The sequence below is a fragment of the Chryseobacterium sp. genome, assembly GCF_008014695.1.
In the GTDB taxonomy this organism is placed as follows: domain Bacteria; phylum Bacteroidota; class Bacteroidia; order Flavobacteriales; family Weeksellaceae; genus Kaistella.
Map to the genome: position 1 here is coordinate 284,488 of NZ_VOXE01000001.1, position 11,784 is coordinate 296,271.

The 11,784-nt window shown below is 41.9% G+C and carries 14 protein-coding genes; 4 read left to right on the plus strand and 10 right to left on the minus strand.

Annotated features, from left to right (window positions below):
- Positions 1-14 precede the first annotated feature (14 nt).
- Both odhB and apaG read left to right on the plus strand, forming a co-directional pair.
- The gene (odhB, locus tag FUA25_RS01340; protein ID WP_147755098.1) at positions 15-1,283 is read left to right on the plus strand and encodes a 2-oxoglutarate dehydrogenase complex dihydrolipoyllysine-residue succinyltransferase; all 1,269 of its coding nucleotides are present in this window, start codon (positions 15-17) and stop codon (positions 1,281-1,283) included.
- An 85-nt stretch (positions 1,284-1,368) separates the two neighbouring features.
- Positions 1,369-1,755, plus strand: coding sequence for a Co2+/Mg2+ efflux protein ApaG (gene apaG / locus FUA25_RS01345; protein ID WP_147755099.1), 387 nt, complete (start codon positions 1,369-1,371; stop codon positions 1,753-1,755).
- 10 nt (positions 1,756-1,765) lie between these two features.
- On the opposite strand, the gene FUA25_RS01350 is transcribed toward apaG, so the two are convergent.
- The 6 genes from FUA25_RS01350 to FUA25_RS01375 are packed head-to-tail and all read right to left on the minus strand — an operon-like array spanning position 1,766 to position 7,200.
- Positions 1,766-2,323, minus strand: a complete 558-nt coding sequence (locus FUA25_RS01350) for a 3'-5' exonuclease (RefSeq protein WP_228411618.1) — start codon at positions 2,321-2,323, stop codon at positions 1,766-1,768.
- On the minus strand, positions 2,320-3,087 hold the full coding sequence (locus FUA25_RS01355; protein WP_147755100.1) for an alpha/beta hydrolase: 768 nt from the start codon (positions 3,085-3,087) through the stop codon (positions 2,320-2,322). Before FUA25_RS01355 ends, FUA25_RS01350 begins: the two co-directional genes overlap by 4 nt.
- 8 nt (positions 3,088-3,095) lie before the next feature.
- Positions 3,096-4,382 carry a hemolysin family protein gene (locus tag FUA25_RS01360; RefSeq protein WP_147755101.1) on the minus strand — a complete coding sequence of 429 codons (1,287 nt, stop codon included), beginning with the start codon at positions 4,380-4,382 and terminating at the stop codon, positions 3,096-3,098.
- Positions 4,383-4,436: 54 nt separating this feature from the next.
- Positions 4,437-5,294, minus strand: coding sequence for an alpha/beta hydrolase (locus FUA25_RS01365; protein WP_147755102.1), 858 nt, complete (start codon positions 5,292-5,294; stop codon positions 4,437-4,439).
- Between the two features lie 57 nt (positions 5,295-5,351).
- A complete protein-coding gene (locus FUA25_RS01370) occupies positions 5,352-6,314 on the minus strand; it encodes a glycosyltransferase family 2 protein (RefSeq protein WP_147755103.1) in 963 nt (320 codons plus the stop codon).
- Between the two features lie 7 nt (positions 6,315-6,321).
- Positions 6,322-7,200 (minus strand): lysophospholipid acyltransferase family protein, encoded by an 879-nt coding sequence (locus FUA25_RS01375; protein ID WP_147755104.1) that lies wholly within the window; start codon positions 7,198-7,200, stop codon positions 6,322-6,324.
- A 97-nt stretch (positions 7,201-7,297) separates the two neighbouring features.
- Between FUA25_RS01375 and FUA25_RS01380 the strand changes: the two genes are divergently transcribed.
- On the plus strand, positions 7,298-7,894 hold the full coding sequence (locus FUA25_RS01380) for a thioredoxin family protein (protein ID WP_147755105.1): 597 nt from the start codon (positions 7,298-7,300) through the stop codon (positions 7,892-7,894).
- A 159-nt stretch (positions 7,895-8,053) separates the two neighbouring features.
- On the opposite strand, the gene FUA25_RS01385 is transcribed toward FUA25_RS01380, so the two are convergent.
- Positions 8,054-9,415, minus strand: coding sequence for an aldehyde dehydrogenase (locus FUA25_RS01385; RefSeq protein WP_147755106.1), 1,362 nt, complete (start codon positions 9,413-9,415; stop codon positions 8,054-8,056).
- A gap of 56 nt (positions 9,416-9,471) precedes the next feature.
- Between FUA25_RS01385 and FUA25_RS01390 the strand changes: the two genes are divergently transcribed.
- Positions 9,472-10,278 (plus strand): SDR family oxidoreductase, encoded by an 807-nt coding sequence (locus FUA25_RS01390; RefSeq protein ID WP_147755107.1) that lies wholly within the window; start codon positions 9,472-9,474, stop codon positions 10,276-10,278.
- 49 nt (positions 10,279-10,327) lie between these two features.
- Here FUA25_RS01390 and rplI read toward each other — a convergent pair whose 3' ends face one another.
- From rplI to rpsF, 3 genes are all read right to left on the minus strand, one after another.
- Positions 10,328-10,849, minus strand: a complete 522-nt coding sequence (gene rplI / locus FUA25_RS01395; protein ID WP_147755108.1) for a 50S ribosomal protein L9 — start codon at positions 10,847-10,849, stop codon at positions 10,328-10,330.
- 71 nt (positions 10,850-10,920) lie between these two features.
- Positions 10,921-11,223, minus strand: coding sequence for a 30S ribosomal protein S18 (rpsR, locus tag FUA25_RS01400; protein ID WP_147755109.1), 303 nt, complete (start codon positions 11,221-11,223; stop codon positions 10,921-10,923).
- A 27-nt stretch (positions 11,224-11,250) separates the two neighbouring features.
- Positions 11,251-11,592 (minus strand): 30S ribosomal protein S6, encoded by a 342-nt coding sequence (rpsF, locus tag FUA25_RS01405; RefSeq protein ID WP_147755110.1) that lies wholly within the window; start codon positions 11,590-11,592, stop codon positions 11,251-11,253.
- Between the last annotated feature and the right edge of the window lie 192 nt (positions 11,593-11,784).

Genomic DNA, 11,784 nt, shown 5'->3' on the forward strand with positions numbered 1-11,784 from the left:
CAAAAATATTAACGATGTCAATATTAGAAATGAAAGTCCCTTCTCCGGGAGAATCCATCACCGAAGTTGAAATCGCATCCTGGTTAGTGGAAGACGGCGATTATGTGGAAAAAGACCAGCCGATTGCTGAAGTTGATTCCGATAAAGCAACGCTTGAACTTCCGGCAGAGCAGAGCGGTATCATTACCCTGAAAGCCGAGGAAGGTGAAGTAATTCAGGTGGGGCAGGTTGTTTGCCTCATTGATATGGATGCTGCCAAACCTAGCGGGTCCGCTCCTGCGGCTGAAGCACCGAAAACAGAGAATGCTGAAGCACCGCAGGCTGAAAAGAAAGTGGTCGACAAACCGGCGATTGTTGAGGAAGCCAAAAAAGAAGAAAAACCTGCAGCTGCATCTTACGCGACAGGAACCCCTTCCCCGGCTGCCAAAAAAATCATGGACGAAAAAGGGGTACAAGCTTCACAGGTTTCAGGATCAGGAAAAGACGGTCGAATTACGAAACAGGACGCTGAAACGGCTGCTGTTCCGGCCATGGGCGCTGCTTCTTCTACAAGCGGATCAAGAAGTTCGAACAGAACCAAACTTTCCATGCTCAGAAGAAAATTAGCGGTTAGACTGGTTTCTGTGAAAAATGAAACGGCCATGCTGACTACTTTCAATGAAGTGGACATGTCTGAAATTTTCAGAATCAGAAAACAGTATAAAGACGAATTCACGCAGAAACATGGCATCGGTTTAGGATTTATGTCCTTCTTCACGAAAGCGGTGACAAGAGCACTTCAGATGTATCCGGATGTAAATGCATCCATTGACGGAGATTTCAAGACCAATTATGAATTCTGCGATATTTCCATCGCGGTTTCCGGCCCGAAAGGTTTGCTGGTTCCGGTGTTGAGAAATGCTGAAAATATGACTTTCAGAGGCGTTGAAGCCAATATTAAATCTCTTGCCGATAAAGTAAGGGAAGGTGACATCAGCGTGGATGAAATGACCGGCGGAACGTTTACGATCACAAACGGTGGCGTATTCGGTTCTATGCTTTCTACACCGATCATCAATCCGCCACAGTCGGCAATTTTAGGAATGCACAACATCATCCAGAGACCGGTAGCGGTAGATGGACAGGTGGTGATCCGCCCGATGATGTATGTGGCCATGTCTTACGACCACAGAATTATTGACGGAAGAGAATCGGTAGGTTTTCTGGTAGCTGTAAAAGAAGGAATCGACAATCCTGTTGATTTCTTAATGGGTGGCGACGAAAGAAAAGCCCTTGAGCTGTAACCAAAATATAGGATATTTATAAAATAAATCACATCCCGTCCGGAAAAGGCGGGATTTTTGTATTTCCAATCTCAAATCGCTGAAAATGTTTTCAACCACCACTTTTGACATTAAAGTTTCTGTGTTCCCTGAATATGATATCAAGAACAGTTTTCCATCTGAAAACCGTTTCGTTTTCAAGTATCATATTACGATTGAGAATCTCGGCGAGATGCCCGTACAGCTATTGAAGAGAAAATGGCTGATTTATGACGTAGGCTTCGGTTTTACAGAGGTTTCAGGCGACGGTGTTATCGGTTTGACACCTGAAATTCTGCCGGGTGAAAATTTCAAGTATTTTTCGAATGTCATCCTCCGTTCCGGAGTCGGAAATATGAACGGTATTTATTACTGTATTAATCTTCTGACAAAAGAACATCTGGAGATCCAGATTCCCAAATTCAACATGGTGGCTGAAGTGTTGAGTAATTAAGCACGAACTTTTACAGCAATTTTAGATTTTTGTGCATGACTTCGAGAACTTCCTCATTTCTCGTGATCATCATTTTTTCGAAGGCCAGAAGTGCTATTTTTGCACAAACTTCCGCATCGTCGCCGGCTCGGTGGTGATTGAAGGAAATTCGGTGCTGTTCCGCTAGACTTTTCAGGCCGTATTTTGGCAGATTTTTCCATGATTTTTTCGCTAAAGAGATGCTGCACAGATAATTGATTTTCGGCTTGAAGAAACCGTAATAATCGAGACAGCTTCGCAGAACACCGGCATCAAAAGCGGCATTATGTGCAATCATCAGATTTCCGTACATCAGATTTTCAGCTTCATGCCAAATGTCGTCAAAGGTCGGGGAATTCTCCACGTCTTCAGGAACAATTCCGTGTACATCAATATTTCTAGGATGAAAATAGGGAAAACTGGGTGGCTTGATAAGCCAGGTCTGTGTCTTCACAATTTTTCCGTTTTCAACGACGCAGATCCCCATTTCGCAGGCGGAGTTGCGTTCGTGGGTAGCCGTTTCAAAATCGATGGCGCAGAAGTCTATCATGAAAGGATTTTATTCATTTCGTTTTTAAAAAGGTCAAATTTAGCCAAATCATCATGACTTCCGCCTTTGATCTGTATAAATTTTTTCTCGAGTTCCGGTTTGCTTTCAGCGAGGATTTCAAACAGTTTTTTTCCTGATTTTATAGGAACTACCAGATCTTTATCTCCATGAAAATGGTAAACCGGACAGTTGACATCCAAAATATGCTGATCAGACTGAAAATGATAGGTCATTCTGGGTGAAATCTTCTGGGTCACCAAATAAGGAATCCAGCGTTTTGCCATGTCCTGAAGATTATAAAATGTAGATTCCAGAATGAGTTTCTGAGGTTCATTCTGCGCGGCCATTTTAATGGCGAAAGAACCGCCCAGACTCCGGCCATAGACAATGATGTTTTCCTCACCGTATAATTCCTTTAAAAAAGCATAGCAAAACTGGGCATCCGAAAAAAGATATTCCTCATTCCGCGGTCCTGAGCTTTTCCCGTAACCGCGGTAATCCATGACAAAAACATCATAGCCGAACCGTGTAAATTCCGAAGTGATTTCTCCCCAACGGGCCAGATTTCCCGCATTTCCGTGAAAATAGAGGATTACTCCTTTCGGATTTTTCACCTTGAAATGCAGCGCATTGATCTTCCCCTGAAACGGTGTTTGAAAGAGATGTTCTTCAAATTCCTGCGAAAAGTCATACGAATAGTTTTTTGCCAGCTTTACCGGTAAAAAAACGACTTTTTCCTGCAGATATTGAAGCAACTTTGCCATGCTGTTAATTAATCTTTGCTGTCTTTTCTCGTAATCAGAATTTTATCGACCCGCTGCCCGTCTTTGTCGATTATTTCGAGTTCCAGGTTATCCACAGTCACTTTATCGCCGACCTGGGTTACTCGGTTATTTTCGTTGAGAAAAAACCCTACCAGAGTGGTGTAGTTGTCCTTGTTCTCAAATTCATGGGTCAGGTCGAAATATTTGATGAATTCCACGATGGGCACCTGCCCGTCGGCGAGCCATGAGTTGTCGCTGCGCTGGGTAATGCGGTAATCAAAATTATCGACGGTTGCCGTATCGCCTACGAGCGCATCCAGAACATCATCAAGTGTTACCATTCCGACTGTATTTCCGTATTCATCAATCACGATTCCGTAATGGTTTTTCTGGATCTTGAAAAGTTCCAAAACCTTATAAGCGAAATAGTTTTCATTCAGAAAGATCGGCTGTTTGAGATACTTTTTCAGGTCAAAGTTTTCAGTGTCTTCAATAGGAAAAAGATCTTTCAGCAGGACAATTCCGATAATATCGTCCAGATTATTCCCCTGGGTTACGGGATAGGCGGTGTGTTTCTCTTTTTTGATTTTTTCAACAATGCTTTCCAGACTTTCATCAATACTCAGAAAGGCCATCGCCGTACGGTGGGTAAGAAGGGTATTGATTTTCCGGTCGCCCAGTTCGAAGACCCTTTCCACAATATTGTGTTCGATCTGCTCAATTTCGCCTTCCTGTGCGCTTTCTTTCACGATGGATTTGATTTCTTCCTCTGTAACAATGCTGTCGGATTTGCCTTTAATGCCCATCAGTTTCAGCAGTAAATTGTTGGAAGTGGTGAGCAGCCAGACAAACGGAGACGTGATTTTTGAAAGGATGTCCATTGGTTTGGAGATCAAAGTGATGATGGTTTCCGGATACGTCATGGCAATTCTTTTCGGAAGCAGTTCGCCCAGCAATATGGAGAGATAGGTAATAAAAAGCACGATTCCTGCAGTTGATAAAGTATCGGAATACTGCTGAAGTGCGGGAAAACCATTGAGAAAACTTTGGAAATCAGCGGTCAGGTTTTCTCCGGAATAAACCCCGAGTAAAATACCGATAAGCGTGATTCCGATCTGTACTGTAGACAGGAATCTGGTCGGATTTTCAGAAAGTTCCAGTGCTTTTTTTGCGCCCAAACTTCCTTTTTTCTGTGCATTCTCAAGTTTGAATTTTCTTGAGGAAACAAGAGCCATTTCAGACATTGAAAAAATTCCGTTAAGCAGTACAAGCAGCACTATAATAAGTAGCTCCATTCAGTTTTCTATATTTCAGCAAAGATAATCGATTGGCCCGACTTACACGCGCCATTAATTTCGGTGATTGATATTTAAACTTGTTTTTTCGGCATCAATGAATATTTTTCTTTCGTTAAATATTTCCTCCATTACCCGATGGTATTCTTCGAACTGGTGGATATTGATGTGTCCCGCTCCCAAAATCACATACAGCCGCGTCAGTTTCGGATTAATTTCGGACAAATCCACCGCAGTACTGATTGGAACCAGCCTGTCGTCGCTTCCGTGGATAATTTTTATCGGACAGCGCACCTTTTTAAGATACTGAAAAGTAGGAAGATTGTACCTTAAAAACGGTTTTGCCGGCATAAACGGGAGATAGCGGTGAATGGTCCGCAGCAGCGAATAGAGGGGTGAGGTTAAAATCAAAAGCCTAGGATTGTTTTTTGCAGCCAGCCTCGCTGCAAATCCGGAACCTAAAGAACGGCCGTATACGACAATTTTTTCTTCGGAAAACTCTTTTTTTACAATGTCATAAATGAACTGCGAATCTCTTTTCATCGCTTCCATCGTTCTCTTTCCTGTGCTTTTACCAAAACCGCGGTAATCCATCATGATCACTTCGTAACCAAGTCTGGTGAAATCGACTGCAAATTTTCCCCATCCTTTGATGCTTTTTGTATTTCCTTTCAGATAGATCACTACTCCTTTGGGTTCATCAACCATAAAATGGAGATAGTTGATTTTTGCACCGGGCTCAGGTTCCACGGTTTTTTCTTCAGCTTTTAAATGTTCGTAGGCAAATTTGAAATCGGGGGCAAGCTTTTCGGGCTGGAAGAAAAAACGGTGCTGAAAAAAATAGATGAATAAGCCGATGACCAGAATGACAACGGCAATAATGGTGAGGGCTAAATATACATCTGCATTCATTGATATAAATGTAGTGTTTATTTGCTTATATCTCGAGGTTAAGATCCAGAAAAAAACTTATAAAAAGTGCTTAAAAATAAGCCATTTACTATTGTAGTAATTTGGAATCTGATGTTTTCCCCGGAGTTTCAAAGTTCGCGCGATGTGAGCATAAAAACTGAAATGTGCCCGGAGCACTGCCCAAAAATGAGGAAATCCCATTTTAAATCCGAAATAAAACGCAGCCCCGGCATCCAGGATGAGCCGCAGAAGCAGAATCCAGATCAATCTCGGGAACGGAAGGTTTTTCAGCAGCATCGTAAGATTATTTCGCATGTTGAGAAAGGTCTTTCCGGAACTCTGTTTGTTTAAGGTTCCGCCGCCTACGTGATAAACGGTCGACTTTCCAGTATAGAAAATCTTTTTCCCTGAATTTTTGAGCCGCCAACAAAGGTCAATTTCTTCCTGATGCGCGAAAAACCTTCCGTCAAAGCCTTTTTGCGCCCAAAAATCATCAGCACGGATGAAAAGACTGCAGCCTGAAGCCCAGAAAATTTCTGTTTCATCGTTGTACTGACCGTGGTCTTCTTCAATATTTTCAAAAACTCTTCCGCGGCAGTACGGATAACCCAAATTGTCGATAAAGCCACCACCTGCGCCGGCAAATTCAAAGAAATTTCTGCGGTTGTAATCGAGTATTTTTGGCTGTATAGCTGCAACATCTTGGTCTTTTTCAAAAATTTTGAAAATCGGTTTCAGCCAGTTTTCGGTGACTTCCACATCTGAATTCAGGAGACAGTAAATATCGGCTTTTATATTTTTTAATCCTTCATTGTAACCGCCTGCAAATCCTCTGTTTTCAATATTTTTTACAATCTTAACCTCCGGAAAATGCTGCTGGAGAAAGGTAACAGAATCGTCGGTCGACGCATTGTCGATGACGTAAACTTCTGCCTGTTCGGAATGTTGAGTCACACTGGGCAGGAATTTTTCCAGCCAGTTTTTTCCGTTCCAGTTCAGTATGACGATTGCAGTTTTCAATGCGAAATTATTGGTCGTTGTATGTTTTGATGGCGTGTGCGTTTTTCCACTTGCGGTGCGACCACAGATAGTTATCAGGTCTTTTCCTGATGGTATTTTCCAGCTGTCTATGAAACTTTTTCACGACTTCGAATTGCGTGAATTTTTCTCCGTCGGGATAGATCCGGTGGTAATTTACCTGATAAAAACCACGTTTTACCTTTTTCATTTCACAGTATACAAATACCAGATCCATTCTCGTCGCCAGCTTGTCGTATCCGATGAATGCCGGAGTCCGTTGGTGCAGGAATTCAAGACCGAAATCCACCAGATCCACATGCGGAGTCTGATCGGCTACGAACATATAAATGGAATTACCATCGTTGGTGTTCCGGAAAATATGTTTGATGACGTCATTGGCTTCCAAAGCCTCGTTCCCGTAACTATTGCGGATTTTCTTAATCTGGTTTTCCCAAAATTCGTTGTTAACTTTCCGGTAAACAGGATGGCAGTGTTCCTGCGGTACGATCTGGGCTAAAGCATTGAACCATTCCCAATTGAAAACATGTCCAGCAAGAAGAATGATGTTCTTTTTTTCTTCCTTGGCTTCTTCGAAAACTTCCCGGTTCAGATGCTGCACCCGAACCCGGAGTTCGTGCTGCGAAATGCTGAAAGACCGTACCGTTTCCACCAGATAATCGGAGAAATTAATAAAGAAATTCTTTCTGATCTTTTGAAGATCTTGCTCGCTTTTGTCAGGGAAAGAGTTTCTGATATTTTCTCTGACCACTTTTTTTCGGTAACCGAACACGTAGAAAGTGAAGAAAAATATAAGATCCGCGAAAACGTAAAGTATTTTCAGCGGCAGATGTGAGATCAGGGAAACAATTTTAAATAAAAAATTCATAAACGAGCCGCTAATTTAGTGATAATAATAAAACGGAGAGAATTTCGTTTTCCTCTAACCAATAAATCCTTATATTCGAAGTCAAAATAACGATCAAATGAAAAGAAAAAGTCTGAACCTGTTTGTTGCAGGATGTATATTCACCGGTTTTTTAGCGTGTTCACAGAAAACCGACAATAAAAGCACAGAAACCAATTCGACAGATACTGTAGTTGCTACAAAGACTGACAGTGCTGCACTACTCGAAGCAAAGAAGAAACGTGCTGCAGAAGAAATGGCTAAATTGGAGAAGCCTTATCATCCGGAAGACAATGCAGAAGCGAAAATCGCAGAAATGGTGACTCTTGCAAAAAAAGAAAACAAGAACGTTATGATTCAGGCCGGTGGAAACTGGTGTATCTGGTGTTTGAGATTTAATGATTATGTAAAAAAAACACCTGAACTTAAAGAAGCAGTAGACCAGAATTACGTGTATTACCACCTGAACTGGTCTCCGGAAAACAAGAACGAAGCCATCTTTAAAAAATACGGTAATCCTGGAGATAAGTTTGGGTATCCGGTTTTCATGGTACTGGATCAAAACGGCAAGCTGATCCACACGCAGGACAGTGCGGTGCTCGAAGACGGCAAAAAAGGTTACAATCTCCAAAAGGTGAAAGATTTCTTTACCAAATGGGCGCCTAAAGCCTCTTAAGCGAACTGAAAATAAAAAATGCTCCTGAAAGATTCAGGAGTATTGTTTTTGCTGAGGCACTCTATGAATGATCCATTCTTTTTCCAAAACAGGTTGCTTTTAAATAAATTACTTTGCATTTATACTCAACTTGCTTTTGATCAAAAGATCTTTCTAAAATTACATTAATCGTTTAATCCAGTTCAGTTTCTCATCGGTATATGGCGGATATTTGAGATTGGGTTCGCCCCACGTTGCCCGGTCGAGCACGGATTTCTGATGCGAAAATGCTTCAAAACCATATTTGCCGTGGTAATTCCCCATTCCCGAATTTCCAACGCCTCCGAAAGGCAGATGGTCATTGCTCAGATGCATCATCACATCATTGATGCAGCCGCCCCCGAAAGAAATTTTCTGCGTAAAAAGTTCTTTTTCTTCGGCATTTCCGGAAAAAAGATAAGCAGCAAGAGGTTTTTCCTGTTCCGAAATCCTGAGCAGCGCTTCATTAAAATTCTGAAAGGTGAGGACGGGCAGGATGGGTCCGAAGATCTCTTCCTGCATCACGGTATCGTCCCAGGAAATATTGTGGAGCAGGGTAGGCTCAATATAACGAATGGCCGCATCGCTGTTTCCCCCATGATATACTTTTTCAGGGTCAATTAATCTGGTGAGCCTTTCGAAATTCCTGGTGTTGATGATTCTTGTATAATGTTTCGCGTCTGCAGTGTAGCTGAATTTCTTCAGATACTGGGTCATGGCATCCAGGAAGCTTTCCTTCACTTTTTCATCCACCAGAATATAATCAGGAGCCACGCAGGTTTGTCCGGCATTCAGAAATTTGCCCCACACAATGCGTTTTGCGGCCACTTCAAAATCGGCGTGCGAGGTTACAATTGCGGGAGATTTACCGCCCAGTTCCAGCGTTACGGGTGTGAGGTGTTTCGCGGCGGCTTCGTAAACAATCTTACCCACGCGCGGACTTCCTGTGAAGAATATTTTATCGAATTTCAGTTTGAGGAGTTCGGTCGTTTCCTCAACACCGCCTTCCACAACGTGCAGGTAGTCTTTCGGGAAATTTTCGTTGATGATTTTTGCCATGGCTTTCATGGAATGTTCCGCCACTTCACTCGGTTTCAGGATACACGTGTTTCCGGCCGCCAAAGATGCAACCACCGGCGAAAGGGAAAGCTGGTAAGGATAGTTCCATGCACCGATGACGAGCGTACATCCCAAAGGTTCGGTGTAAATTTTACTGGAAGCGAACTGATTCACGAGATTGGTCCAGACTTTTTTTGGTCCCGCCAACCTTTTCAGGTTTTTCAGATAATAGTCGATATCCTTTAATACGAATGAAATTTCAGTGGTAAAGGTGTCGAATTCCGATTTTCCGAAATCACTGTAAATGGCTTCACAGAGAAGATTCTGATGGTCTGTGATGACGGTTTTCAGCTTTTCAAGATACATTTTCCTGAAGTTTAGGTTCTTTGTTTTCTGGCTGCTGAAGAGTGCTCTCTGTCCGGTTAATATTTCGTGGAAATTCATTATATTTATTTCTGATTTAGAACAAATTTAACCATAAAAACTGATATCATTCAAAAATGGATTTTAAAGGTAAAACGGTGCTCATTACCGGAGGTGCATCGGGAATCGGAAAAATAATGGCGAGAAAATCGCTGGAAAGAGGAGTCCGGTGCCTCGTGATCTGGGACCGGAACGAAGAAGGACTCGCATTGCTGAAAAATGAGTTTTCAGGTTTCGGAATTCAGGTGATTGCTTTTACCGTGGATGTAATGAATGTAGATGAAGTCCGCATCACCGCGCAAAAAACGAGAACTGAAGCCGGAAAGATTGATATCCTTATCAACAATGCAGGAATCGTTGTCGGCAAATATTTTCATGAACACAGCCATGATGACATCTCCAAAAGCATGCTCGTGAATGCAAATGCTCCCATGCACATCTGTCTGGAGTTTCTGCCGGAAATGATGAAGACCGACTGCGGTTCGGTGTGCAACATCGCTTCTTCTGCAGGATTGATCTCGAACCCGAAAATGGCAGTATATGCCGCTTCAAAATGGGCGGTGACCGGCTGGAGTGACAGTCTGCGGCTGGAAATGGAACAACTGGGAAAAAGGGTTTCCGTTACCACGATTATGCCTTTTTTCATCAACACCGGCATGTTTGATGGGGTGAAATCGAAACTGCTTCCGATTCTGGAGCCCGAAAGCACTGCTGAAAGAATCATCAAAGCCATTGAAAGCGAAAGAAAAATGCTCGCTATGCCATTGCCTTACTGGTTCATCAGACTCTCGCAGGGAATTTTACCGCTTCCGGCCTTTGACTGGGTGATGGATCATGTCTTCGGTATCTATGATACGATGGCAGAGTTCAGAGGCAGAAAATAAAAAACCACTCTAAAAATTAGAGTGGTTCTGTATTGAAAAGAAATTTTCCTTATGCTTCTTCAGCAGGAGTTTCCTCTACTTTTTTAGGGGCAGGAGCCGGTTTAGGAGCTGCCGGCGCCGGTGGAGCGTCAGAAACGATGTCGAATGCGTAATTGTATTCAACATGTCTGTGAAGTCTGATAATGGCCTCAACTTTACCTGTTCTCTTGATCGTGTTCCCAGGAATCTTGATGTATTTTTTATCAACAGCAACACCTGCTTTAGCCAATTCTTCGGAAAGATTAGCGTTGTTGATGGATCCGAACAATTTATCTCCGGAACCCACTTTTGTAGCGATGGTGATGGAAGTTTTCTTCAGTTTTTCAACAATTGCGTTGGCATCTGCGATTAGCTGAGCTTCTTCTTCTTTTCTGGCTTCCAAAGTAGCTTCTAGCTGTGCTTTGTTTTTTGGAGTTGCTAAAAGAGCAATTCCCTGCGGCAACAAGAAGTTTCTTGCATAACCTGGTTTAACGTTTACAGTATCGAACTCAAGTCCTAAGTTCTCTACATCTTTTTTTAGGATAATTTCCATTGTTGTTGTCCTTTTTTAATTAGAAGTTAGGCGTTTTTGTAAAACAGCCAACAACTATTTGGGTTAAATAATTATTTCAATAAATCCGCAACATAAGGCATCAAAGCCAAATGTCTTGCTCTTTTGATTGCTGAAGAAACTTTTCTCTGGTATTTCAAAGAAGTTCCGGTGTATCTTCTAGGTAAAATTTTACCCTGTTCGTTAACGAACTGAAGAAGGAAGTCAGCATCTTTATAATCCACATGCTTAATTCCGTATTTTTTGAATCTACAGTATTTTTTCTGTGATTTTGTATTAATATCAAGTGGAGTAAGGAATTTTACTTCTGATTCTCCTCCGGCTGAGGCTTGTTTAGCCATATCATCTATTGCCATATTCTGTAATTTTTTAGAGGGTTAAAATTAAGCTCTTGCAGTTTTTACTTTTGTTCTTCTGGTAACTGCATAGTCGATTGCGTGTTTGTCCAGTTTAGTGGTCAGGAAACGGATGATTCGCTCATCACGTTTGAAAGCCAGCTCTAAATCTGCTACCACGGTTCCTTCACCTTTAAATTCAATTAAAGTGTAAAATCCATTCTTTTTCAGTTGAATAGGATACGCTAATTTCTTCAGTCCCCAGTTTTCTTTGGCAACGATTTCGCAATTGTGTGAAGTCATCAGATCTTCAAATTTTTTCACTGCTTCCTCCACCTGAGCATCAGATAGAACGGGAGTTAAAATGAAAACAGTTTCGTAATTGTTCATAATGTTAAAATATTTGTTATTTATTTCGAGGTGCAAAAATATAAATTTTAATTAGAATGTACAAGTAATTAATGGATTAGGTTGGTTTTTTATTGAATGTATAGTGATGTTTGCTGTCCTGAATTGCAGAAAAATGGACTTGAACGCTTGAATATTGTTTCGGCGGCGGCGAAGCCGCCGCCGAAAAAGAAA